27 protein-coding genes are annotated in these 24,671 nt (G+C 51.4%); 23 read left to right on the top strand and 4 right to left on the bottom strand.

Annotated features, from left to right (window positions below; all coding sequences use genetic code 11):
- The first annotated feature begins 1 nt into the window (after window position 1).
- From lgt to BBD38_RS02465, 3 genes are all read left to right on the top strand, one after another.
- Window positions 2-856: a prolipoprotein diacylglyceryl transferase gene (gene lgt / locus BBD38_RS02475; protein ID WP_066684078.1), complete on the top strand. Its 855-nt coding sequence runs from the start codon at window positions 2-4 to the stop codon at window positions 854-856.
- 74 nt (window positions 857-930) lie between these two features.
- A complete protein-coding gene (locus tag BBD38_RS02470) occupies window positions 931-2,343 on the top strand; it encodes a nicotinate phosphoribosyltransferase (RefSeq protein WP_066684076.1) in 1,413 nt (470 codons plus the stop codon).
- Window positions 2,344-2,369: 26 nt separating this feature from the next.
- The gene (locus BBD38_RS02465) at window positions 2,370-4,022 is read left to right on the top strand and encodes an outer membrane protein assembly factor BamB family protein (RefSeq protein ID WP_082989427.1); all 1,653 of its coding nucleotides are present in this window, start codon (window positions 2,370-2,372) and stop codon (window positions 4,020-4,022) included.
- Window positions 4,023-4,101: 79 nt separating this feature from the next.
- On the opposite strand, the gene BBD38_RS02460 is transcribed toward BBD38_RS02465, so the two are convergent.
- Entirely contained in the window at window positions 4,102-5,322 is a 1,221-nt protein-coding gene (locus tag BBD38_RS02460; RefSeq protein WP_066684073.1) for an AI-2E family transporter, read from the bottom strand.
- 63 nt (window positions 5,323-5,385) lie between these two features.
- Between BBD38_RS02460 and BBD38_RS14635 the strand changes: the two genes are divergently transcribed.
- The 20 genes from BBD38_RS14635 (at window position 5,386) to pyrE (ending at window position 21,536) form a co-directional block, all read left to right on the top strand.
- Window positions 5,386-5,583 (top strand): hypothetical protein, encoded by a 198-nt coding sequence (locus tag BBD38_RS14635; protein WP_066684072.1) that lies wholly within the window; start codon window positions 5,386-5,388, stop codon window positions 5,581-5,583.
- A 100-nt stretch (window positions 5,584-5,683) separates the two neighbouring features.
- Window positions 5,684-7,018 carry an NADP-specific glutamate dehydrogenase gene (gdhA, locus tag BBD38_RS02450; protein ID WP_066684071.1) on the top strand — a complete coding sequence of 445 codons (1,335 nt, stop codon included), beginning with the start codon at window positions 5,684-5,686 and terminating at the stop codon, window positions 7,016-7,018.
- A 123-nt stretch (window positions 7,019-7,141) separates the two neighbouring features.
- A complete protein-coding gene (locus BBD38_RS02445) occupies window positions 7,142-7,459 on the top strand; it encodes an STAS domain-containing protein (protein WP_172807736.1) in 318 nt (105 codons plus the stop codon).
- Window positions 7,459-7,845 carry an ATP-binding protein gene (locus tag BBD38_RS02440; protein ID WP_066684065.1) on the top strand — a complete coding sequence of 129 codons (387 nt, stop codon included), beginning with the start codon at window positions 7,459-7,461 and terminating at the stop codon, window positions 7,843-7,845. The genes BBD38_RS02445 and BBD38_RS02440 overlap by 1 nt, the downstream gene beginning before the upstream one ends.
- Before the next feature lie 19 nt (window positions 7,846-7,864).
- A complete protein-coding gene (locus tag BBD38_RS02435; protein WP_082989426.1) occupies window positions 7,865-8,608 on the top strand; it encodes a sigma-70 family RNA polymerase sigma factor in 744 nt (247 codons plus the stop codon).
- 134 nt (window positions 8,609-8,742) lie between these two features.
- The gene (locus BBD38_RS02430) at window positions 8,743-9,132 is read left to right on the top strand and encodes an ATP-binding protein (RefSeq protein WP_066684063.1); all 390 of its coding nucleotides are present in this window, start codon (window positions 8,743-8,745) and stop codon (window positions 9,130-9,132) included.
- Between the two features lie 81 nt (window positions 9,133-9,213).
- The gene (locus tag BBD38_RS02425; protein ID WP_066684057.1) at window positions 9,214-10,392 is read left to right on the top strand and encodes an HlyD family efflux transporter periplasmic adaptor subunit; all 1,179 of its coding nucleotides are present in this window, start codon (window positions 9,214-9,216) and stop codon (window positions 10,390-10,392) included.
- 5 nt (window positions 10,393-10,397) lie between these two features.
- Entirely contained in the window at window positions 10,398-11,084 is a 687-nt protein-coding gene (locus BBD38_RS02420; protein WP_066684055.1) for a YggS family pyridoxal phosphate-dependent enzyme, read from the top strand.
- A gap of 16 nt (window positions 11,085-11,100) precedes the next feature.
- On the top strand, window positions 11,101-11,610 hold the full coding sequence (locus BBD38_RS02415) for a cell division protein SepF (protein WP_082989425.1): 510 nt from the start codon (window positions 11,101-11,103) through the stop codon (window positions 11,608-11,610).
- Window positions 11,611-11,633: 23 nt separating this feature from the next.
- Complete coding sequence (locus BBD38_RS02410; protein ID WP_066684052.1) at window positions 11,634-12,308, top strand: DivIVA domain-containing protein; 675 nt, start codon at window positions 11,634-11,636, stop codon at window positions 12,306-12,308.
- Between the two features lie 98 nt (window positions 12,309-12,406).
- Window positions 12,407-12,901 (top strand): signal peptidase II, encoded by a 495-nt coding sequence (gene lspA, locus BBD38_RS02405; RefSeq protein WP_066684051.1) that lies wholly within the window; start codon window positions 12,407-12,409, stop codon window positions 12,899-12,901.
- A complete protein-coding gene (locus BBD38_RS02400) occupies window positions 12,876-13,787 on the top strand; it encodes an RluA family pseudouridine synthase (protein ID WP_066684049.1) in 912 nt (303 codons plus the stop codon). Before lspA ends, BBD38_RS02400 begins: the two co-directional genes overlap by 26 nt.
- A 168-nt stretch (window positions 13,788-13,955) precedes the next feature.
- Window positions 13,956-14,528, top strand: a complete 573-nt coding sequence (pyrR, locus tag BBD38_RS02395) for a bifunctional pyr operon transcriptional regulator/uracil phosphoribosyltransferase PyrR (RefSeq protein WP_066684242.1) — start codon at window positions 13,956-13,958, stop codon at window positions 14,526-14,528.
- A gap of 83 nt (window positions 14,529-14,611) precedes the next feature.
- Window positions 14,612-15,931 (top strand): uracil-xanthine permease family protein, encoded by a 1,320-nt coding sequence (locus BBD38_RS02390; RefSeq protein WP_066684046.1) that lies wholly within the window; start codon window positions 14,612-14,614, stop codon window positions 15,929-15,931.
- Between the two features lie 50 nt (window positions 15,932-15,981).
- Window positions 15,982-17,262 (top strand): dihydroorotase, encoded by a 1,281-nt coding sequence (locus BBD38_RS02385; RefSeq protein ID WP_066684044.1) that lies wholly within the window; start codon window positions 15,982-15,984, stop codon window positions 17,260-17,262.
- Window positions 17,243-18,175, top strand: a complete 933-nt coding sequence (pyrF, locus tag BBD38_RS02380) for an orotidine-5'-phosphate decarboxylase (RefSeq protein ID WP_066684043.1) — start codon at window positions 17,243-17,245, stop codon at window positions 18,173-18,175. The genes BBD38_RS02385 and pyrF overlap by 20 nt, the downstream gene beginning before the upstream one ends.
- Window positions 18,176-18,190: 15 nt before the next feature.
- Entirely contained in the window at window positions 18,191-19,255 is a 1,065-nt protein-coding gene (locus tag BBD38_RS02375; protein ID WP_066684042.1) for a carbamoyl phosphate synthase small subunit, read from the top strand.
- Complete coding sequence (locus tag BBD38_RS02370; RefSeq protein ID WP_066684041.1) at window positions 19,252-20,028, top strand: dihydroorotate dehydrogenase electron transfer subunit; 777 nt, start codon at window positions 19,252-19,254, stop codon at window positions 20,026-20,028. The genes BBD38_RS02375 and BBD38_RS02370 overlap by 4 nt, the downstream gene beginning before the upstream one ends.
- Window positions 20,021-20,935: a dihydroorotate dehydrogenase gene (locus tag BBD38_RS02365; RefSeq protein WP_066684040.1), complete on the top strand. Its 915-nt coding sequence runs from the start codon at window positions 20,021-20,023 to the stop codon at window positions 20,933-20,935. Before BBD38_RS02370 ends, BBD38_RS02365 begins: the two co-directional genes overlap by 8 nt.
- Before the next feature lie 19 nt (window positions 20,936-20,954).
- Window positions 20,955-21,536, top strand: a complete 582-nt coding sequence (pyrE, locus tag BBD38_RS02360) for an orotate phosphoribosyltransferase (protein WP_172807743.1) — start codon at window positions 20,955-20,957, stop codon at window positions 21,534-21,536.
- A gap of 185 nt (window positions 21,537-21,721) precedes the next feature.
- On the opposite strand, the gene BBD38_RS02355 is transcribed toward pyrE, so the two are convergent.
- The 3 genes from BBD38_RS02355 to BBD38_RS02345 form a co-directional block, all read right to left on the bottom strand.
- Complete coding sequence (locus BBD38_RS02355) at window positions 21,722-22,213, bottom strand: hypothetical protein (RefSeq protein ID WP_066684037.1); 492 nt, start codon at window positions 22,211-22,213, stop codon at window positions 21,722-21,724.
- Window positions 22,214-22,301: 88 nt separating this feature from the next.
- The gene (locus BBD38_RS02350) at window positions 22,302-22,895 is read right to left on the bottom strand and encodes a hypothetical protein (protein WP_066684036.1); all 594 of its coding nucleotides are present in this window, start codon (window positions 22,893-22,895) and stop codon (window positions 22,302-22,304) included.
- On the bottom strand, window positions 22,895-24,652 hold the full coding sequence (locus BBD38_RS02345) for an Rqc2 family fibronectin-binding protein (protein WP_066684031.1): 1,758 nt from the start codon (window positions 24,650-24,652) through the stop codon (window positions 22,895-22,897). Before BBD38_RS02345 ends, BBD38_RS02350 begins: the two co-directional genes overlap by 1 nt.
- Window positions 24,653-24,671 lie beyond the last annotated feature (19 nt).

Below are 24,671 nucleotides of genomic sequence, written 5' to 3'. Positions count from 1 at the left end.
AATGGGTGCTCCGGATAAGATAGCGATTCACAATTTATTTGGAATCGAAGGGCTGGATATTGCCTGGTATGGAATATTGATTGCTGTGGGGATTGTCGCGGGCGTACTTTTGGCGGTTCGTGAGGCGAAGCGCCGCGGTTATACCTCGGAGCTTCTGGTGGATTTTATGATCCTGGCGCTGCCGCTGGCGATTGTGGGCGCACGCATTTATTACGTTGCGTTTGAATGGGATTATTATTCCCAGCATCCGGAGGAAATCGTGGCTGTGTGGAACGGCGGAATCGCAATTTATGGTGCGATTATCGGCGGCGTGGTGGCGGCGGTTATTCTCTCGAAATGGCGGAAATTCCCCCTCGGCAGGCTGCTTGACATTTGTGCGCCGGGACTTGTTTTGGGGCAGGCCATCGGGCGCTGGGGCAATTTTGTCAACCAGGAAGCGTTCGGCAATATTGTTACGGACCCGAATTTGCAGTTTTTCCCGTATGCGGTGTATATTGAGGAGCGGTTTACCGGTACGGAATGGGTCATCAACCAGTGGGTGCAGGCAACCTTTTTCTATGAAAGCATGTGGGATATTGGCGTGATGGTCCTGCTCCTTTTGTATGCGCGCCGGGCAAAGCACGACGGGAATGTGTTTGCGATGTACCTGATCGGATATGGAATCGGCCGGTTCTGGATTGAGGGGATTCGCGTATCCACATTGCAGACCGGTTTCGGGATGCCGGTGTCGCAGCTTCTTTCGCTGGTTTTGGTTGTTATCGGGGTGGTATACATCCTGGTGATGCGTAAGCGGAACAAGCCGGATGTGCTCTATGAGGGACGGTATTGCAAGGACTTTAAAAACGCAGAAGCATAAGGTGACGAAAACGGGCGGATTTTTCCGCCCTTAAATTTTGATTTAAGAGGTATTATGTTGTGAGAAATTTGACGATGATGACGGACCTGTATCAATTGACAATGATGTATGGGTACTTCAAGGCAGGGAAGCACAACGAAAAAGCGGTATACGACCTCTTTTTCCGTCGGCAGGGAGACGAAACCAACTATGCGGTATGCGCGGGCCTCGAGCAGGTAATCGAGCTGATTAACAACCTGAGGTTTGAGGAAGAGGATATCCGGTATTTACGCTCGCTGGACCTGTTCGACGAAGAATTCATGGATTACCTGCGGGAGTTCCGGTTCACAGGGGAAATATACGCGATTCCCGAGGGAACCGTGGTATTCCCGATGGAGCCGCTGGTGCGTGTGAGCGCGCCCATCAGCCAGGGCCAGCTTGTGGAAACGGCACTATTGAACCTTGTGAACCATCAGACCCTGATTGCCACCAAGGCGAGCCGGGTCGTGTATGCGGCGCAGGGCGATCCCGTGCTTGAATTCGGGCTCCGGCGCGCACAGGGGCCGGATGCGGGAATCTATGGCGCGCGCGCGGCGATTATCGGCGGATGCACCTCTACGTCCAATGTCCTCACGGCGCAGATGTTTGGCGCGACGGCCGCCGGGACGCATGCCCACAGCTGGGTAATGAGCTTTCCGGACGAGCTTTCTGCATTCCGCGCTTATGCCAATACGTTCCCTTCGGGCTGTATGCTGCTTGTAGATACCTACGACACGCTTAAAAGCGGAATTCCCAATGCAATCACCGTCTTTAAGGAACTGCGGGAAAAAGGATATGAGCCGGTGGGCGTGCGTCTCGATTCGGGAGACCTGGCATATCTATCCAAGCAGGCGCGCAAGATGCTCGACGATGCGGGATTCCCGGATGCGCGGATTTTTGCCTCGAGCGACCTCGATGAATATACCATTGCGGACCTCAAGCAGCAAGGAGCCAAAATTGACGTTTGGGGCGTGGGGACGCGCCTGATTACGGGGCACGACCATCCAGCCCTCGGGGGAGTGTACAAACTGAGCGCGAATGTGGAGAACGGAAAGATCGTTCCCAAACTAAAGGTCAGCGAGAACGTATGGAAAATCACCAACCCCGGGATCAAGAAGGTGGCGCGTATTTACGGCAAAGAAGACCACATGGCGATTGCCGACCTGATTATGCTTGAGAATGAGACGATAGACCCCGAAAAGCCCCTCACGATTTTCGACCCGATTGAAACGTGGAAGAAAATGACGCTTACGGATTATGAAATCAGGGATTTGCTTGTGCCGGTGTTTGTGGATGGGAAGCAGGTGTATGAATCTCCCTCGCTGAAGGATATCCAGGAATACGCCAGGAAAGATATGGCAAGCTTCTGGGATGAATTCAAAAGGATTAAGCGCCCGCATCTTTATAAGGTGGATTTGTCGGACGAGCTTTACAACCTGAAGAAAAAGCTGCTGAACGAGCAGAAATAAGCTGGTTTTGCACCGGGGGAGAATAAATGAAAACAAGTCGTTGGTTTCGGATATTTATGATGGCTCTGGATACGGTCGTGCTCTTTTTCCTGCGGATATTCCGGCGGTTTGATAAAGTGTACCGTTATGAAGCGCTGGAGAGAAGCAATATAAAAGACCAGCCGCATCCGGTAAAGGGGACGAGGCAGGAAGATTTGGGAATTGAATGCGACCTCGAGGTGGACGGAGTAATCCGGCAGGAATATCAAAGGCCGCAGGAGATTACCTTCCCGCTGGAAAAGCCCTATACGGATATGGAAGGCATTGTTACCTTCCGCGGCGACAACCTGCGGAGCGGGGCGGCATATGGAACGCTTTCGGCCCAGCCCCGGAAATTGGAGAAAACGTGGTCCGTTTCCACCGGGCGGCTGCAAAAGGGCTACGGAAAAGGCTTTTGGACGGGCAGCGGCTGGACGGGCCAGCCCCTGATTGTGCGGTGGGCCCCGGAGCTTCGGAAGCTGATGAATATTTATCCGCATAAGAAACAAAAGGAAGGCCTTACGGAAGCAATTTACTCGACGATGGACGGAAACGTCTATTTTATCGATATCGAGGATGGGGAAAAGACGCGCGACGACCTGTTTGTCGGCCTGCCCTTCAAGGGAGCGGGGGCGCTTGATCCGCGCGGTATTCCGATGCTGTACCTTGGGCCGGGGGATTCGTGCGGCGACGAACCGGCGCGCGGCTTTATTTACAGCCTGATCGATTGTAAAAAGCTGTATGAATTTGGGGCGAACGATCCTTTTGCCCTGCGCAAGTTCCACGGCTATGACAGCTCGGTGCTTGTCGCGGAAGAGACGGATACGCTGATTGCCCCCGGTGAGAACGGGATTCTTTATACGATGAAGCTGAACACGAAATTCGACCGGGAGACCGGGGAGCTTTCGATTGATCCTTCGGAGATCGTGAAGCTGCGCTATAAAACCTGCCGTTCCAGCGAGCAGAGTTATTGGCTGGGAATGGAAGACAGCGGCGTGATGTGGAATAATTACCTTTATATTGCGGACAACGGCGGCAACCTGATGTGCATCGATATGAATACCATGAAAATCGTATGGGCGCAGGACGTGGTGGACGATACGAACGGTTCCCCGGTTTTCAGCGTGGAAGAGGATGTTCCGTATATTTATATCGCGACGTCGCTGCACTGGACAGCGAGCCGCAGGCTGAAGCTGGGAGACGTGCCCCTTTTTAAGATCAATGCCATTACGGGCGAATATGTGTGGAAGCATACATATCTCTGCAATACGGTAGCGGGCATTTCCGGGGGCGTGCAGGCAACCTGCATCAATGGGAAACACAATATCTCCGACCTTGTTATATTTCCTGTCGCGCGTACGCCGCAGGTTCGCGCGGGAATTCTTGTCGCCCTGGACAAAAAGACCGGGGAAGAGGCGTGGCGGTACCACACGGGTAAATACGTATGGAGCTCGCCTGTGGACGTCTATGATAAAGACGGAAACGCGTATCTGGTGGTATGCAATTCAGCGGGGGATATGGACCTGCTTGACGCACGTACCGGAAGGCTGCTTTCGCGCCTGAATTTCGGGGCGAATATTGAAGCGTCGCCGGCGGTATTTGGGGATATGCTGGTGGTCGGAACGCGAGGGCAGGAAATCGTGGGAGTGAAAATTTCCTGAGGGGGATTCCCGATTTATTCATTTCAATAAAACAAAAATAAAGCCCGGCAGCTTATCCTCGCCGGGCTTTGTTTTTGTTTTATTGCTCGTCCGGAGCCTTTTTGCGTTTCCGCCCGGCGCTTTTTTCAATTACGTCCTTGGGGTAGCGATACTTTTTGGGAGAAACGCCCTTCTTCTCAAGGGAGCGGTTGATGCAGGTTTTAACCAGGGAATAGATGATCGTAAAGACCGGCACCCCAAGAAGCATGCCCCAGAAGCCGAACAAACCGCCGAACAGGATTAATGCAAACAGCACCCAAAAGGCGGACATACCGATGTTGAGCCCCACGATTTTTGGCATTACGATATTTCCGTCGATCTGTTGCAGGATCAGGATAAAAACGACGAATGCAAGGGCGTACCAGGGGTCTACAATCAGCAGGATGACGGCGCTTGGGATTGCGCCCAAAAACGGCCCGAAAAACGGGATGATATTCGTACACCCAATAATGACCGCAATCAGCAAGGCATAGGGGAACTGGCAAACCGTCATGAAAATGAAGGTAGTAATTCCGACGAAGGCCGCGTCGATCAGGGTGCCGTTGATGAAGCCAAGAAATACATTATTGGAATACCGCAGCACGCCGAGGAACCTGTCTGCAAAGCCGGGCGTAAAAAGCGCATAAGTCAGCTTTTTTGCCTGGCGCTTGAATTTTTCCCGGGCGAAAACAACATAGATACTGACAATCAGGCCGACAAAGAAGTTGAAAAGCCCGGTGCCTACGCTTGTAATCATGCCGGGCAGGCCGTCCACCAGTTTATCGAAGAAGGACGTAAGGTTCAGCACGGTATTGCGTAAATTCGCGATTTGCTCGCCGACTTCCGGCGTGTACAGGTTCCAGGAACGGAGCAAGCCGACAATAGATTCCTGAAGCTGGTCGAGGTACATGGGAATATTATTGAACAGCATGGTGAGGCTTGCAACCACCTGTGGGATAATAAAATAAATGAGCAGCGCAAAAATGGCAAACGCAATCAGGATTATGGTAAGGATAGCAAGGGAACGGCGCATTCGCGGATGCGGGCGCTTTCGCTCGACAAAGGCAAACCAATGCTTTTCTGCAAAACGGCATGGGCGCACCAAAAGGTAGGCGATACAAAAGCCCACGATAAAAGGCATCAGTATTTTGAAAAAAGCGCCAATTGCGTTTCCGAAAAACTGGATATTCAGGAAGAACAAAACAATCATTGTGACGATGGTCGCCACAATAACCGTATAGACAGCAATCGTTGTATATTTTTTATTCCATTCTACCTTCATAGCCGCTCCATAAAAAGATTATTTTCATTATACACTACCGTATGCGGGTGTGACAACGAATAAATGGTGGGGAATTTTTCCGGGAATACAAAAGCAACACCGCTTAAAGCAGTGCTGCCTCCGCAATTTATTGGTCCCCACCAATATAACAAATGGAATATGGTTCATTGTAACAAATTGCAGTGGAAAACGCAAGATTGTCACATTTTGCAACAAAAAATGAAAGAAAAAAATGAAAAATTGCAAAAAAATGAAAAATAATGGCTGTAAATCGTCTGCAATCACTTGTTTTTGAATTTTATTACTGTTATAATGTCAAAGTAATGATTAAAGAATAAGCAAAGCAATGGAGGTTTGTGAAATGTCTTACGTACAAAATGTATTAAGCCAGGTGAAAGAAAAAAATGCAGGCCAACCGGAATTTATACAGGCGGTTACCGAAGTGCTCGGGACGCTTGAGCCGGTGTTTGAGAAGCACCCTGAGTATGAGAAGGCTGCGCTCCTGGAGCGGCTTGTCGAACCGGAGCGGGTTGTGATGTTTCGCGTGCCGTGGGTGGACGACAATGGCGTCGTGCATGTAAACCGCGGAATGCGCGTACAGTTTAACAGTGCGATCGGGCCGTATAAAGGCGGGCTCCGTTTTCATCCTTCGGTAAACCTTGGAATTATCAAGTTCCTCGGATTTGAACAGATATTCAAAAACAGCCTTACGGGTACGCCGATCGGCGGCGGCAAGGGCGGCTGCGACTTCGATCCCAAAGGAAAAAGCGATAATGAGGTTATGCGCTTCTGCCAGGCTTTCATGGCGGAGCTTTACCGCCACATCGGGGCGGATACGGACGTTCCGGCAGGCGATATCGGCGTAGGGGGACGCGAAATCGGTTATTTGTTCGGGATGTATAAAAAAATCAGGAATGAATACAGCGGAATCCTGACGGGGAAGGGCCTTGAATACGGCGGCAGCCTTGCCCGCAAGGAAGCGACCGGCTATGGCCTTGTCTACTTCATGAAGGAAGTAATTGAAGCCAAGGGGAAATCCTTCAAGGATGCGACGGTAGTTGTTTCCGGCTCCGGAAATGTTGCGATCTATGCGACGGAAAAGGCGCAGCAATATGGCGCGAAGGTCGTCGCCCTTTCGGATTCGTCGGGATATGTATATGACCCGAACGGTATCCAGCTTGACGTAGTCAAGGAAATCAAGGAAGTGCGCCGCGGACGGATTAAGGAATATGCCGACCTCGTAAAGGGCGCAGAATATCACGAGGGCTGCAAGGGAATCTGGACGATTCAGTGCGACATTGCGCTTCCGTGCGCAACGCAAAACGAGCTCGACGAGGAATCCGCCAAGGCTCTCGTAAAGAATGGAGTCTATGCGGTTGGCGAGGGTGCAAATATGCCGACGACGATTGAAGGCACGAATGTGTTCCAGTCCGCGGGCGTTCTCTTCGCCCCCGGAAAAGCTGCGAATGCAGGCGGCGTTGCAACCTCGGCGCTTGAAATGACGCAGAACAGCATGCGCCTCCCGTGGACGTTTGAAGAGGTGGATGAAAAGCTGCACCAGATTATGATTGATATTTACAAGCAGTGCGAGCAGGCCAGCACGGAATACGGCTTCAAGGATAATTTCGTTGCGGGCGCAAACATTGCAGGCTTCAAAAAAGTTGCGAATGCAATGATGGCGCAGGGCATTGTCTGACACAGCCGGGAAAGCATAAAAAACAGGGAAAAGTAATTTTCCCTGTTTTTTTCGTTTAATGAAACCGATGGACGTTTATCAATAACGGGTACAGAAATGACCTATTATCTTGGAGGTGTAGCTTTGGATATTCAAGTGAATTTCGATGACCAGAAAAACAAAATTTTAGTGACCCTGGACGGAGACCTCGATCTCAACAGCGTAAGCGCTTTTAAACGCAGGATGGACGAGGCGATCGAAGGCCACAAAACGGATGTTTCCATTGGATGCAGCGAGCTCCGGTATATTGATTCCACGGGGCTGGGCGTTCTTGTCAGCATTCTGAAAAAAGTAAAAGAGTATGGCGGCACGATGGAAATCAAGGAATTAAAACCATATCTGTTTAAAATCTTTGATGTGACGGGCCTTACGAACGTTTTTAAAATTGAGGTGGCTGAATAATGGCTGAGACGGTAAAAATGCAGTTCCCGGCAAAGCGGGAATATTTAAAAGCAATCCGCCTTGCGGTTGCCGGGATTGCGTGCAACAGCGAGTATGATGTGGACGAAATCGAGGATTTGAAAACCTGCGTTGCGGAGTCCTGCATTTTATTCCTGTGCAGGCAGAAAAGCGAAGCGCTTGAAATCCTTGTGGATTGCGGCGACCGCGTATATGTTACGGTGCGCGGCGAAGGACGGCAGGTTTTGTGTGAAGAGTGTGCCGAGTGCACGGGATTCAGCGAAGAAATCAGCAAACTGATGATTCAGTCTCTGAGCGACGATGCGGAGTTTGAAGAGGAAGATGGAATGCTGAAGTCTGTTTCCTTTGGAAAGAAACCGGCGGTCTAAAAAAACGAGGAGTTTTCCAGTGGCGGATTATACGAAAATGGACAGCGATGAGCTGTTTAAGTTATATGTAAAGAACCATGATGTGGACATCAGGAATATATTGATTGAGCGGTATCTGTATATTGCGGAAATTGCCGCCAAAAAGTTTGCCGGCAGGGGCGTAGACTATGAGGACCTTTTCCAGGTTGCAAGCCTCGCGCTTGTAAAGGCGATCGAACGGTTTGAGCCGGAGCGTGAAATTAAGTTTTCCAGCTATGCGACGCCGTCCCTGATTGGTGAAATCAAGAACTACTTCCGGGATTCCTCGAGGGTAATGCGCCTTCCGAGGCGGGATACGGAGCAGCTGAAAAAAATCAAGCTGTATACGCAGGAATATATGGCGCGCAACGGGAAAAAGCCCTCGCCGAAGGAAATCGCGGAGGAAATGGATATTTCCGTGGAACGCGTGCTCGAGGTGCTGGAAATGCAGCAGGCGGATAACGTTTTGTCGCTGGACAGCGCGCTTGCGGCGGACAGTGAGAATTTTTCCCTGGGCAATGTTCTCGGGCAGGAAGATGCGAGCTTCGAGCATGTTGAAAACCATGATTTTATTAATTATTGCATGAGCCTTTTGAACGATACGGAAAAGAAAATCATCGAGCAGCGCTATCTTGGGAACAAGACCCAGAAGCAGGTTGCGGATATGCTGAACGTTTCGCAGATGCAGGTATCGCGCATGGAGAGGAAAATCCTCAACAAGCTGGCGATGGTATACAAAAAATAAGCAAACGGAAGGCTCCTCCGCGAAAGAGCGGAGGCATTGCGAAACGATGTTCAAAATGAATTTACATTTGTTTCGTTACTTGCTTTTTCAGCGGGGTATGAATACCTTAGAAAAAGCATTAGGGGTATGGAATCTTGTTGGTAAGAAAAAAATTATTCAGCCTGAATGAATTAAATGAAGCGATTCGTTCGGTTATTATGGGAGTGGAACGGGAGAAAAAGCTCGACGACGAGCAAGCATACCGTATCCGTCTTGTTTTAAGCGAACTGGTGGTCAATATATTTAAATATTCCGATGCAAACGAAGTCAAGCTCCAGGCGGAATATGGGAAGGATGGGCTGCACATTATACTCGCGGATAATGGAAGCGGATTTGAAACGGGGCCGGTTGTTTCGCGGAACGTAACGACCGAAGAACTGTTGATGCATGAAAATGGCCGCGGCGTTTACCTTGTGAAAATGATGACCGACAGCTTCCATTACAGTGAGGCCGGAAATACCGTAGATGTGACATTAAAGCTATGATAATTCATCAAATTGTGGTATAATATGCCCGAAGCTACCGAATGTGGTAGAGCTTGGACAATTTGAAGAAGGATGCAAAACATGGCATTAAAACGGAGAAGACGCGCAAACCCTAAATTTTACCTGTTTATTGGCGCTATCGCAGTGGTTGCAGTTGTCGTTCTCTTTTTTATTTTCAATATACAGACTGTGGAAGTAGAACAGGGAACCATTCCTTTTGAGGCGGAAGCCGCAGCGGTTGTGGTAAGGGACGAGCAGGTTGTTTCCGCACAAAACTACGGCAAGGCCAATTACATCGCCTCCGAGGGGGAACGCGTGGAAGCGGAGGCCCCTGTGATGGAAGTTTATAAATGGGGCTATAATGAAAAGGTCATGAACGACCTGATCGATTACCAGACCAAAATTGAACAATATCAGGAGAACGGCTTCCAGTCCGAAGACCTGGCGAACCTGCAAAATCAAATTACGGCAAAAGCGGCGGAGCTTCGCGGCATTATAAACGGGACGGCGGAAGGCGACGTCGTTACGGCGGAGCGCGAATTAAAGTCGCTGATGGCGAACCTGCAAAACTATTTGAAAGAGAACGTTACCCCGGACCAGCAGCTGCAGGACTTTTATACGCAGGAAGCGGAGATCGCGGGGCGCGTGGATAATTGGCGGCAGCAGCTGACGGCGCCAGCGGCAGGCGTGGTGAGCTATTATTTTGACGGCGCGGAGGACGCGCTGAATGCGGCCAATATAGAAAATATTAAGTCCTCGGACATCATAGATATCCTGAATGGGACGACAAGCGGGCAGGAGCCTGTGGACGAGGAAGCCGAGCAGCCTGTTTACCGCCTGGTCAACAGCTATAAGTGGTACCTGGTGATCCGGTCTGAAGAAGAAATTCCGGAATTTACCAACGACCGGGAATTTTCCGTTGCGTTTAATGATTATGTAGCGCGGCAGTATCAGGGAATTGTTTCAGGAACCGTAAAGGAAGAGAATGATTATCTTTATATTATAGAAATTTCGGATGATATTGGGGAACTCCTGAATGTGCGCAGGACAGATGCGAGGGTGTTTACCCAATTTACGGGGCTTAAGATTCCGGAAAAGGCACTGAAGGAGAAGGATGGCGTTACGGGCGTCAACGTCGTGGTTGGCCGCGAGAAAACCTTTGTTCCCGTAACGGTTGATATTATCAAGGATGGAAACGCAATCGTGACCCCGCTGGAGGCGGACAGCCCCCTGGCCGAGCGTCAACATGTTGAGGTGTAAGTGAAATGGGACTTTCGGAAAACATTGCAAGTGTGCGGGAAAAAATAGCGTCCGCGGCAGAGCGCGCGGGGCGCAAGGCGGAGGATATTACCCTTGTCGCCGTATCAAAAACCGTGGGTGCGGAAGTGGTGGAAGCGGCTTACCGTGAAGGCTTGAGGTGCTTTGGAGAGAACCGCGTGCAGGAATTTGTAAAAAAAAGCGAGGTTTTGCCCAAGGATATTGAATGGAACCTGATTGGGCAGTTGCAAACGAATAAAGTTAAGTATATAATTAATGATGGAGTAGCTTTATTACATTCCCTGGATCGTTTTTCGCTGGCGCAGGAGCTGCAAAAGGAATGTGTTAAAAAGGACGCTTATCTCGATGCGTTAATTGAAGTGAATATTGCGAAAGAGGAAAGCAAATCCGGTTTATATTTAGAACAGGTGGATGCTTTTTTGGACCAGATTGCAGGGTTTGACCGAATCCGCCTGCGGGGCTTTATGACAGTGGCGCCGTATACGGACGACCGCGCGTACCTGCGGAAGATTTTCGCACAGGCAAAAGCGCTGTACGACGCTAAGAAAAAGGATTTTCCCGGATTCCGGTATTTGTCTATGGGGATGTCCAATGATTATGAGGATGCGATTCTGGAAGGATCGAATATGGTGCGCGTAGGCACGGCCATTTTCGGCAGCAGAATTTATAAATAAGTAGGAGGCTTGATGCATGGCTAAGATTGGAGACAAATTACTTTCTTTCATCGGACTGGAACCGACGGACGAAGAAGAATATGAAGACGAATATGAGGATCAGGATATGATGGATGACGATATGAGCTTCCCGCCGGACGATTATGAACCGGCCCCGGTAGAAGAAAAGAAATTTGCCAAGAAAAGCAGGGAGCACAGGGGCGATACGGGCAAGGTGGTTGGAATACCCGACACCAGCAAGGTGCGCGTATTGATTTATAAGCCTGTTTCTTATGAAGACACCCAGAGTATTATCGATAATCTGAAGGAAAAGAAGCCGATTATTATCAATCTGGATGAGCTCGATACCGATGTTGCACAGCGCATTCTGGATTTTGTGAGCGGCGCGGTTTACGCGCTGAACGGAAATATCCGGAAGGCGGCAAGGAATATTTTTGTGGTAGCGCCATATAATGTCGACGTATCGACGAACGCTGCGGAATCGGTCGATGATTTTGGCTTTGGCGGCTATCTGGAACGGGACTAAACCAATATAATTGAGGTAAACCGATGAATATCACACCAAAGGATATACTGGAAAAAGAATTTTCAAAAAAATTCAACGGCTACGACCAGGAGCAGGTTGATGAATTCCTGGACGAAATCATCAAGCAATTTGAATCTTTGCTGGAAGAAAATGAAAATGTCATTGCAAAGAACGAAGAATTGAAATCCGAGGTCGCGCGGCTTAAACAGAAGGCGGATAAGCTTGAGAACGTGGAAGAAAAGCTTATGGCCACGGTCATTACGGCGCAGAGGAATGCAACGCTGTATATTGAAAAAGCGGAGCTCCAGGCCCAGAAGATTATGGACGTTGCGAACCAGAACGCCAAAACCGTAATTGAAAGCACGCAGCTTCGCATGGAAGCGGCCAAGCAGGAGATACGCCGTTATGAGAAGCAGGTTGCGGATTATAAAAAACGGTTCCGTCTGTTCCTGGACGAACAGATGGCGTTTGTGGAATCCAAGCTTGACGACGAGGAAATCCTGAAGCACCAGGCGACGGAGATCAGCCAGTCGATCAGCAACCTGACCAGCCAGATGGCGGATATCGATCACGATTCACAAAACACGTCGATTCACCTGAACGAAATTTTAAAGCAGTCCAGGGAAGAAACGGAACACGATTTTAAACAGAGCACCGCAAATCTCCAGGAGATTGTAAACGAGATTATTGACGACTGAAGCAGAATTTCAGATACCGCTTGTTTTAGGCAGGCGGTATTTTTTTTGTGCGGGATATGGTATAATACACCTTGACTATGAAAAATGGAGCGCATGATATGATTTATGTACTGTTGATCGCCGCGATTGTGATTGGGGACCAGATCGCTAAATATTTTACGGTTACAAACCTTCCGGTGGGCGGGAGCGTCACGTTTATTCCAGGATTTATGGATTTTACGCACGTCCGGAATACGGGCGCGGCGTTCAGCCTGTTCAGCAATGGAACGTGGCTGCTGGCCCTTCTTTCGGCGGTGATGGCGGTTGTCGTTATTTTCCTTTTATTCAAATATAAAAAACAGGCGAACTCGAAGCTGTTCAATATTGCGATGGCGTTTATTGCGGGCGGCGCAATCGGCAACCTGATCGACCGCATCGTGCAGGGTTATGTTACGGATATGATGCAGTTTTCATTTGTCAACTTTGCGGTTTTCAATGTCGCCGATTGCTTCGTGACCTTCGGCGCGGTTATGCTGGGCATTTGGGTGCTGTGGTTCTGGGACAGGCACAAAAAAACGGAAACAAAAGATGGCAGTACAAAGGAACAGGGTTAAACTTTCAAAAAACCAGCGGCTGGACGCATATCTGGCGGAGGAATATCCGCAGTTTTCGCGTTCTTTTTTAAAGAACCTGATTGAGCAGGAACATATCCTGCTCAATGGCGGCAGGGCAAAAGCAGGCGCTAAAGTAAAGGAAGGGGACGAAATCGTCCTTGAAATTCCGGAGGCGGAGGAAATATCTGCGGAGCCGCAGGATATTCCGCTCGAGATCGTTTACCAGGACGGCGACATTGCGGTAATCAATAAACCGCAGGGAATGGTGACGCACCCTGCGCCGGGCAATTACAGCGGGACGCTTGTGAACGCGCTTATGTACCATATCGGCGATCTTTCAGGAATCAACGGGGAACTGCGCCCGGGAATTGTGCACCGGCTTGACAAGGATACGTCGGGCCTTCTGGTCATTGCAAAAAACGATGCGGCGCACAAGTCGCTTTCGGAACAAATTGCAGAAAAAAAAGCAAAACGCATCTACCTCGCGCTTGTGTATGGCAATATTAAAGCGGACGACGGGGTGATCGACACCTTGATCGGGCGTGATCCGCGCGACCGGAAGAGGATGACGGTATTGCGGACCGGGGGCCGCACCGCCGTTACGCATTACAAGGTCCTTGAGCGCTATGGGGAATATACCCTCGTGGAATGCGCGCTCGAAACGGGGCGGACCCACCAGATTCGCGTGCATATGAAGCACATCGGGCATCCTGTTGTGGGCGATCCGGTGTATAGCAGGCAGAAGGACGGGTTTGGTCTCAAAGGGCAGCTTCTGCATGCGGCGAGACTGGAGCTGACGCACCCCGGGACAGGCGAAAGAATGGCGTTTGAAGCCCCCCTGCCCGAATATTTCACGGCGGTGCTTGGTAAATTAAAAAAAATATAAAAACTGATTGAACCACAGGATAAAGTTTGCTATACTGGATAAGAAGAAAACCATACCTTTAAACTGGTCCGCTGAGAGGCCGTAAGGTGACATATCAAAGCTTGCTTTTTGTGTGCCTTGCTGCGTCCGGAAATGATGCGGGAAGGCTTTTTTGATGGGGGAAAACGGATGGAAGGCAACAGGAAAACGACGATTATGGACGGGGAGACGATGCAGCGTACGCTCCGGCGGATCGCCCACCAGATCATCGAAAATACGGACGGCGCAAAGGACCTTGTCTTTATTGGAATTGCGCGGCGGGGCGTGACCATTGCCCACCGGATCGCGGGCTATATCCATGAATTTGAAAATGTCGACATCCCCATCGGAACGCTTGACATTACGTTTTACCGCGACGACCTTACGCATGGCTCCGACCAGCCGGTGGTGGGGGCGTCAAACCTCGGTTTCGATGTAAACGGGAAAAGGATTGTTTTGTTTGACGACGTGCTCTATACGGGACGGACGGCGCGTGCGGCAATGGACGCGATTATGGATATGGGGCGGCCGAATTTTATCAAGTTTGCGGTGCTGGTTGACCGGGGACACCGCGAGCTCCCGATCCGGGCCGATTTCGTTGGGAAAAATGTCCCGACGGCGGCGCACGAACTGATTTCGGTCAAGGTAACGGATTTTGACGGGGAAGAGAGCGTCGATATTTGCGACCTTAAAAACAGTGACGGAACCTTATCCTGCCGATAAGGTTTTTTCATATCCTTACTGCTGCCGGAAGGGGGCGGTAAGGGAGAAGCAATTATTATTCATATTATATTGGGAGGTATCATATGGAAAATTCACTTGACCAACAGCAGGGAATCGGCAAAAAGCTGATTCTCGGGTTCCAGCACCTGTTCGCCATGTTTGGCGCAACGGTACTGGTTCCCCTTTTAACTGGGCTCAATCCTGCGGTGGCAATTTGCTGCGCGGGGATCGGCACGCTGATCTTTCACCTGATTACCAAGGGAAAAGTGCCGGTGTTCCTTGGCTCGAGTTTTGCGTTTATCGGCGTGATTGTGATCGTCGCGACACAGATCAGCGGCGTTGACCCGTCGGTGGAGGGATATCTCGCATCCCCGGCCTATCAGGCGGCCCTGCCGTATGTGGCCATCGGCATCATGTCTGCGGGCGCATTATACCTGATCCTCGCGCTTGTGGTAAAGCTCGTGGGGGTAAAACGCGTTATGTCGGTTTTTCCGCCGATTGTAACGGGCCCGATGATTATGGTTATCGGCCTTACCCTTGCGCCGACCGCGTTCAACAACATTATTACCGCCCCGGCCGCGGAGGGAGTTGCGGATATTTTATGGATGCGCTGGGTCATCGCGCTGATCGTAGTGGTGACCATGGTGGTTATCTCCATTTTTGCAAAAGGTTTTTTCAAGCTGGTGCCGATTATTATTGCCATTGCGGTAGGATATGTCTGTGCCGCGCTGATGGGGCAGGTGGATTTTTCCGGTTTTCAGAACGGCGCCAACCTTGGCTTTCAGGTGCCGCCGTTTAACATTTTCCTGACGCACGAGCTCGAGCCTGCGGGCGTATTGACGTCGGTGAGTATTATCGCGCCGATCGCCATTGTGACCTTTATGGAGCACATCGGCGATATCACGACAAACGGCGCGGTGGTCGGCAAGAATTTCCTTGAGGACCCGGGCCTGCACAGGACCCTGATGGGCGACGGGATCGCGACGATGGTCGCCGGTTTCCTGGGCGGCCCCGCAAACACGACGTACGGAGAAAACACGGGCGTGCTGGCGGTGACCAAAAATTATAACCCGCTTACGCTGCGTATTGCGGCAATATTTGCCATCATTATCAGCTTCTTCGGCGTTTTCACGGCGTTCCTCGGCTCCATTCCGGGTGCGGTTATGGGCGGGGTATCCATCCTGCTCTTTGGCATGATTGCGACGATCGGCCTGCGGACGCTGGCGGAAGCGAACCTTGATTTCACGCACAGCCGCAACCTGATTATCGTTTCGTTGATGCTGGTCATTGGCCTTGGCCTTTCCGGCGGCATCCAGTTTTCGGAGTCGTTCACGCTCTCGAACATCTTCCTGAGCGCGCTTGCGGGGATTATCCTCAACATCGTACTTCCGAAAAATATTTAAACTATGGAGCGGGCGGGGCAATCCCGCCCGCTGCCTTATGAAGGAGTCTTATGTCGATATTGATTCAAAATATCACAGCCGTGAATGCGGACGACATCATAAAAGGTGCGAATATCCTGATAGAAGGGGAACGCATAACGGAGCTTGGGACGGGAATTGCCGGAAAAGCGGACCGTACGATCGACGGGACCGGGCTTGTCGCATTTCCGGGATTCCTGGAGCTGCATTGCCACCTGCGCGACCCGGGGCTGACACATAAAGAGGATATCGTGACGGGCACGCGTGCCGCGGCGGCGGGCGGCTATACCGCCGTATGCTGTATGCCGAATACGAAGCCGGTGGCGGACAGTCCGGAGGTTATAAGGTATATCATTGAAAAAGCGGGGAAGGCGGGCTTTGCGGACGTGCTGCCCGTCGCAGCGATTACGCGCGGGATGCGGGGAAAAGAGCTGACCGATTTTGCAGGACTCTTAAAGGCTGGCGCCGCGGCGTTCTCGGACGACGGAATGCCCGTCGCCGAAGATGAAATGATTATTGCGGCAATGAAACGCGCCAGGGAGCTCCACGCGCTGCTGATGCTGCATGAGGAGGACCTCGCAAAGCGCGGGAACGGCGCGGTGCACGATGGGGAAAACGCGCGGAAGGCGGGAATTCCCGGAATACCGCGCGCCATTGAAGAGACCATGACGGCGCGGGATATTTTCTATGCGGAAAAGCTGGGTACGCCGATCCATATTTGCCATGTGTCGACGGCGGGCAGCGTGGAACTTGTGCGGCGCGCCAAGGCAAACGGCGCGCCCGTGACGTGCGAGACGGGGCCCCATTATTTTTCCATTACCGATGAAAAAATTTTGGACCGGAATCCGAATGCAAAGGTGAACCCTCCGCTCCGGGAAAAGGGAGATATGCTGGCCGTGCGGGAAGGGATTGCGGACGGGACGATCGACGCGATTGCCACAGACCACGCGCCGCACAGCGAAGAAGAAAAGGCGCGGGAAATCGAGGAAGCGCCCTTTGGGATGATCGGCTTTGAGACGGCGTTCCCACTTACCGTGACAAACCTGCTCGAGCCGGGGGTGATCGGGCTTACGGATATTGCCCGGCTCTTATCCGGACGGCCGCACGAGCTTTTGGGAATCGAAGGCGGCAAACTGAAAAAAAATGCGCTTGCAGATATCACGATATGCGACATAAATGAGAAATTCGTGTATAATAAAGACATGGTTGTCTCGAAAGCGAAAAACAGCCCGTTTTTAGGTATGGAGCTTAAGGGACGCGTGTGCCATACGATCAGGAAAGGGAAGTTTACCTATGATAGACAGGCTGATTGAGCAAATTGTAGAAAAGAAAAGCCCGATTTGCGTGGGGCTTGATACGAAATTTGATTATATCCCGCAGGAGTTCCTGTCGCGTGAGTTTTCGACGGATGCCCTTACCTATGCGGCGAACAATATATTCCAGTATAACTGCGCGCTGGTGGATGCGATTGCGGACATTGTGCCGGCGGTAAAGGTACAGGCGGCCTATTATGAGATGTACGGCTGCGAAGGGATGAAGGCCTTTCGCGATACGATCCGCTATGCGAAAAGCGCGGGGCTTATCGTGATTGCGGACGTAAAACGCAATGATATCGGCGCCACGGCGACGGCATATTCAAGCGCATATATCGGCAGGACAAAAATAGGGGAAGAGGAGCTTCCGGTATTTGATGCGGATTTTGCGACGGTGAACGGCTATCTTGGCACGGACGGGATCGCTCCGTTTGTGGACGATTGCAAAAAGTACGGCAAGGGGATATTCGTGCTGGTAAAAACATCCAACAAAAGCTCGGGCGAGATTCAGGACCTTGAGCTGGAGCATAAAACGATTTATGACCGCATGGCGGATTACGTGCAGGAATGGGGCAGGGAGTGCATCGGGGCCTGCGGCTATTCCTCCGTAGGGGCGGTGATCGGGGCGACATATCCGCAGCAGGCGGCCCGCATCCGGGAAACGCATCCGCATATTTTTGTACTGATCCCGGGTTATGGGGCGCAGGGCGGCAGCGCGGAAGGCCTGCTTCCGAACTTTGACAAAAAGGGCCTTGGAGGAATCGTAAACAATTCACGCGCAATCCTGACCGCTTACCGCAGCGAGGCATATGCAAAGCTGCCCTTCGACAAGGCAGCGCGGGAGGCGACGCTCGCAATGCGGCGCGATATTCTCGATACCTTTGATAAAAATGGAATTTCATACGACGAATAAGGGAGCATATAAGTAATGGCGTATCTGACACTGGAAGACGGAACGATTTTCAAAGGGGAATCCTTTGGGGCAAAAGTGGATATTATGGGGGAAGTTGTGTTCAACACGGGCATGACGGGCTATCAGGAGGTTCTGACCGACCCTTCTTACTGCGGCCAGATTGTGACGATGACCTATCCGATGATTGGAAATTACGGGATTGACGAAGCAATCTCGGAGTCTGCGGGCCCGCAGGTACGCGCATTTGTCATGCGCGAGCTCTGCAAAGAACCTTCCAACTGGAATTGTAAGGAAACCCTCCAGGAGTATCTGGAGCGTTACCAGATCGTTGGACTTGCAGGGATCGATACGCGCGAACTGACGCGGAAGCTGCGCGATAAGGGGACGATGCACGGAATTATTACGCAGGTGCCCCCGTCCGTCCACCAGATTGAGAAAATGAAGGTGTTTGAGGTGGAACGCCCGGTGGATGAAACGACCTGTACGAAAAAGTATCAGTATTGCACGGGAGAGCGCAAGGTGGCGGTGCTCGATTTTGGCCTTAAGCGCAACATTCTCCGCAGCCTTGAAAAACGCGGATGCGCGCTTACCGTTTTCCCGGCGAGGACAAATCCGCAGGAAATTCTTGCGGGCGGCTTTGACGGCCTGATGCTGACGAACGGCCCGGGAGACCCGAAGGTGAACACGGAAATCATTGAGAACCTGAAACAACTGATCGGGAAGCTCCCGATTTTTGGGATTTGCCTTGGCCACCAGCTTGTGGCGCTCGCCATGGGGGCGGATACGGAAAAACTGAAATATGGCCACAGGGGGGCGAACCATCCCGTGAAGGATATGCAGAAAAATAAGGTATATATTACCTCGCAGAACCACGGTTACACGATCATGAGCCGCTCCCTTCCCGCCTGCGCGGTGGTATCGCATAAGAACTGGAACGACCAGACAATTGAAGGCGTAAAATACATCGGTTATCCGATGTTTACGGTTCAATTCCACCCGGAAGCGGCGCCGGGGCCGGAGGATACGGCTTATTTGTTTGACGAATTTATCGAGATCATTGACAGGAAGAGAAGGTCATGATTAAAAAGCACTTTACCGAGCAGGTTCTCTCGAACGACCTGATTGCGCAGAATACCTACCTGATGAAACTTACATGTACGGAGGATTTCCTGCGGCTTTACCGTCCGGGACAGTTTGCGCATATTGAAATCCCGCATGCAAAAGAGCTTTTGCTGCGGCGGCCGATCAGTATCAACTATGTGGATTTTGAAAAAAAAGAGGTACATCTGGCCTATAACGCAATTGGCAGGGGCACGAGGCTTCTTTCCCTTGTGCGTGCGGGCGATACGCTCGACGTTTTGATGCCGCTCGGAAACGGCTTCCAGCTTACGGACGGCATGAAAAAGGTGTGGCTGGTGGGCGGCGGAATTGGGATTGCACCGCTGAAATCGCTTTACTGCAAATATCCCGACAGGGAGTATACCGCGTTCCTCGGTTACCGCAACCGGGAATGCGTTTATCAGGCGCACGATTTTGAAGGGTTTGCAAAAACGCATATCACGACAGACGACGGCAGCTATTGCACGCGGGGATTTTGCACGGATGTGCTGCACGCGGAACTCGCGGCGAACGAAACGCCGGATGTGATCCTCGCGTGCGGGCCGCATGTGTTCTTTAAATCCCTTGCGGGAGTCGTGGGGGATATTCCCACGTTTGTCTCATTGGAGCAGCATATGGGATGCGGCACCGGCGGATGCGCAACGTGCGTATGCAAGGTTGGCGGGCAATACAGGAAGGTATGCCTGCAGGGGCCTGTTTTCGATATCAGGGAGGTGGATTCGTTTTATGACTGATATGCGTGTAAACATTGCAGGCGTAGAGCTGAAAAATCCTATTATTACCGCATCGGGAACATTTGGATTTGCGGAGGAATATGGGCTTTACATGGACCTCTCAAAACTCGGAGCTTTTACGCTGAAGGCGCTTACAAGGGAGCCGCGGATGGGGAATCCGCCCATACGCATCGCGGAAACGGCGAGCGGGGTCCTGAATTCCGTGGGGCTGCAGAACCCGGGAGTCGATGAATTCCTGCGCACGATATGGCCCCGTGTGAAGGGAATCGACACGGTGAAAATTGCCAATATTGCCGGTGCGTGCGTTGAAGATTACGTTTATGTCGCCGAGCGCTTAAGCGGCACGGAAATCGACCTGTTTGAGGTCAACGTTTCCTGCCCCAACGTAAAGCATGGCGGCGTGAACTTCGGGACGGATGAAAAGACGCTGCGCGGCGTGGTGGAGGAAGTGAAAAAGGTTTCGGGGAAACCGATTATCGTGAAATTGACGCCCAATGTGACCCATATTGCGGATATGGCGAAAGCAGCGGCGGACGGCGGCGCGGACGCCCTGTCCCTGATTAACACCATCACCGGGATGTCGATTCATGCGGTCACGAGGCGGCCGCTTCTCGCCAATGTGACGGGAGGGCTTTCAGGCCCGGCGGTAAAGCCCGTTGCACTGCGGATGGTGTGGGAAGTTTACCGGGCGAACCTTGGGCTGCCGATTATTGGCATGGGCGGCATCATGACGGGGGCGGACGCTGCGGAATTCATGATTGCCGGGGCGGACGCCGTGATGGTAGGGACCGCGACGATGCGCAATCCATCGGCAGCGGAAGAAATTGGCTTTGAACTGGAACAGTTTGCGCAGAAGGCCGGACTGAACCGGGTGAGCGAGCTGACCGGTTCGCTGAATATAGAATGAAAAGGGGAATCCTGAGATGATGACACAAGAAGAAATTATTGCGATTTTCAAGGAAAAAGAAGTGATGCTGGAGGGCCATTTCCTGCTGACGTCGGGAAGGCATTCCGATAAGTATATGCAGTGTGCGAAACTGTTTCAATATCCCGACGTATCGGAAAAAATCTGCGCGCAGCTTGCGGAACAGTTTTCCGATATGAAAATCGATCTCGTGGTTGGGCCTGCAATCGGCGGGATTATTATGGCGTATGAAATGTCGCGCCAGCTTGGTGTGAAGAATATTTTTGCGGAGCGTGAGAATGGGAAAATGACCCTGCGCCGCGGGTTTGCGGTGGAAAAAGGGGCGAGGGTGCTTGTGACGGAGGACGTCGTTACGACGGGCGGGTCCGTGAAAGAGGTTATCGCCCTGCTTAAAGAGATGGGAGCCGAGGTTGCCGGGGTGGGCAGCGTCGTCGACCGCAGCGCTGGCGGAGTGGATTTCGGCGTGCCTTTCCGTGCGGTGCTTTCCATGGAAGTGAAGTCCTATGAGCCGGACGAATGCCCGATCTGTAAAACAGGCGCTCCGCTCGTAAAACCGGGAAGCAGGAAGCTTCCGGTAAAATAAACGGCAAAATAGAAGCCGCGGATTTGGGGCGGCTTCACAATATGGCTATTTGAAACGGCATAACGGTTTCCGCTATGCCATTTTCTTATTTGGAGTGAATTCTTTTCGCCGATGGGTTAATTGCAGGCAGGACAAATACGCATTTTTTACAATGATGCCGCTGCAGGCCGGCAGCTACACGGCTGTTATTGACGCTCGGCATATATTTCGGCATTTATGTGCCATTCGCCGTCATCTTTTACGGTAACATTTTGCCAATGGAAACGATTCTCTTCTATTTTTACAAAAACCCATTTTCTCCTGTCATCGTCAATGTTCGTAAGAACGATCATACCATTTTGTTTTCTTGCCTCAAGCCGAATTATTTTTCCTGTGTAACCATAGGCAACATCCCATGCGTGCGTACCGGGATTGTAGATACGAAGCGTCGTGCCGTATTCAGCGACAGGATGCGGGGTTTCAGTTTTTGTATCGCGGGAAGGTAAAATAATAACATCCTGTATTGCCATACCTTCAAGAATCCATGAAAAATGCCATTCCCCTTTAACCGAACAGGATATGTTGTGGTCGGTATAATCAAGCTTCCAGCTGCCAATCAGTCCTCCAAAGTAATTATATTCTTCGGGCAGGTCCTTGCTTTTTCCGTTGTATGTCAGAGTTTCAATAAAGTGATCCATCTGCGAATCCTCCTGATAATATTTGTGCGGATATGGCGCCACAGGTTATGCTTTACGTTTCAGGGCGCTTTTATTCCCTGCCTAAAAATTATCCGCGGCTTTTTCCGCAAGGTTTATACTGCGGCGCATGAAGCCGCAGGCTGTGCTGGAACCATTTATTAAAAGGCCAGATCGCGTCGACCTTCCCGGGGATAGGAACACGGGAGAAAAGCCCCTTATCATACAGCCGTACGTCATAAAAGCCTTCACCGGCTCCCTTTTGCCCGAGATTGACGTAAAAACTGCGTATTTCCCGCCCCAACAGGTTGTCGGCGCAAATTTTGCAATATTTCCGCGTCAGCACGGTAGGCGGGATTCTGTGGCGGATGATGGAGGTGATATGGAAATCGCCCTCAAAATAGGCGCGCGTGCTTCCATCCGGATAATCGGAATACGCAATCAGCTTTTTCAATACGTCCCCGCTGTACCACAGGAACATAAGGTCGTTGAGCTGGACATAATCCCAGTTTCCCGCCACCGGGGAAAGCTGGAGGCGGATACGGTCTTTATTGGACAGGGAGTACCAGCCGTTGGGGGAATGCCCCCGCTTGATGATGTATTGATCGGGAATGGGAAGATTCCGGTTTTCATCCCGGTTGATCCCTTTTGTAAATAAATCGTAGATTTCCGTCCGGACGTCCATCAGCCTTCCTCCGCGGGTTTGTATTGCAAGCCCTTATGCGCGTCCACATAGACCGTAAAATAATCGTCATAGATGACCTTGCCCGGGCGGGCGGACGGCGGTTTCCTGAGGTTTTTCCGCTGCGTATAATCGACGGGCGTTTTTCCGGACTGGCGGGCGCGCGAATGGGCCGCCGCAAGCTCGGCCGCCATGACGACGGTTTCGTCGTCGATATGATCGAGCGGTACGCCGTTTGTAACAAGGAGCACATGCGACCCGGGAATTTTTTGCGTATGAAACCAGATGTCGTCCTTTGCGGCGGTGCGCATGGTAAGCTGGTCGTTTTGCCTGTCATTCTTGCCGACGTAAATTTCATAGCCGCCGGGAGACAGGAAACGGAGGGGCCGGGATTGGGTTTCCGGTTCCTTTTTGCTTTTAGGCGGAGCGGAAAGGTAGCCTGCACGTACAAGCGTATGCCGGATATCCGCAATATCCCCGGGAGTTTCCGCATTTTCCGTGAAGTGCAGCACCCCTTCTAGGAAGTCCTGCTCTTCACGGGCGTCCGCGAGCTTTTGCGCGCTGATCGCGGACGCGGTTTTTAGCTTTCCGATTTTTTTATATAGCTTTTGCGCCGTTTCCTGCGGCGTACGCGATACGTCGAGGGGAACCGTGACCGTTTCTCCCGTTTCATAATCCACCGCTTCAAAATCCTTCATGCCCTTTTTCAGGCGATAGATATTTGCCGTGATGAGATCGGCGCGCTTTTGCAGCTTTTGCTCTTTGGCGGCGTCACGCAGCGTGGCTTCATATACGCCGATCAGCTTTTGCAGCTTTGCGTAAATTTTATGAACCGTTTTATAGAGCGCTTCCCTTTGCTGTTTTAGACGCGAGATCAACAGGCGCCGGCCGTAATAGAAATCCAGCGTTTCATTGACCGTAGGAAAGGCCCTGCGCGTTTCCGCCGGATAGGTTTCATAGGGAATGCACGAAAAGAAAACGGGCATTTTGTCCGCGTTAAATTGTACGCATGGCGCAGGATGGGAAACGGCCCGCTGCAAAAAATCCCGCATGCTTTCGGCAAGCCGCTCCACAAGCTTTGGGGATAATTCAGATGTGAGTAACACGCCAATCCCGGAACGGTGTAAAATTTCCTGCGCAGTTTGCAGCGAAACACCGTCAAAAACAGAAACAATATGGTTGACGATTTTGGTATCCCTATGCGTTGTAAGCGCCTCCATAAGCGTCGTGGGGGAAAGCGTGAGGGGATCAAATTTTGTCTGGGGCGGGTTTTCATAACGCGCACCGGGCAGCACCTGCCGCTTACTGCTCATATCCACGGATACGCGGCGGATGCTGTCGAGGATTTTATCCTCCGCATCCGTAAGGATAATATTGGAATATTTCCCCATGATTTCGATTATAAGCCTGAGCGTAATGGGGTGGAGCAGTTCGTCCTTTGTTTCGAGCGTAAAGACGACGACGCGGTCGAGCCCCCGCTGTTCAATGCCTGTAATATGTGCGCCGGTCAGGTATTTGCGCAGGAACATGCAGAATACCGGCGGCACCTTTGGATTTTCTTTTGTATTGCGCGTAAGGTATAGGGCGCAGTCGCCCGCGTCCGCGTTCAGCACCAGCCGGAGCGTTCCTTCCCCGGCGGAATAAAGCTGGAGCACGACCTCTTCCTTGCCGGGCATCAGCACCTTTTGTATTTTAGCGTCGGCGCACCGTTCCTTCAGTTCGGCTACGCACGCGTGTAATGTCAAACCGTCCAGTGTCATAAAGCGTCCTCCGTCTCAT

The sequence above is a fragment of the Christensenella intestinihominis genome, assembly GCF_001678845.1.
GTDB lineage: Bacteria > Bacillota > Clostridia > Christensenellales > Christensenellaceae > Christensenella > Christensenella intestinihominis.
The sequence above is the reverse complement of the archived record's forward strand: the minus strand, read 5'-3'. Positions and strand labels throughout refer to the sequence as shown.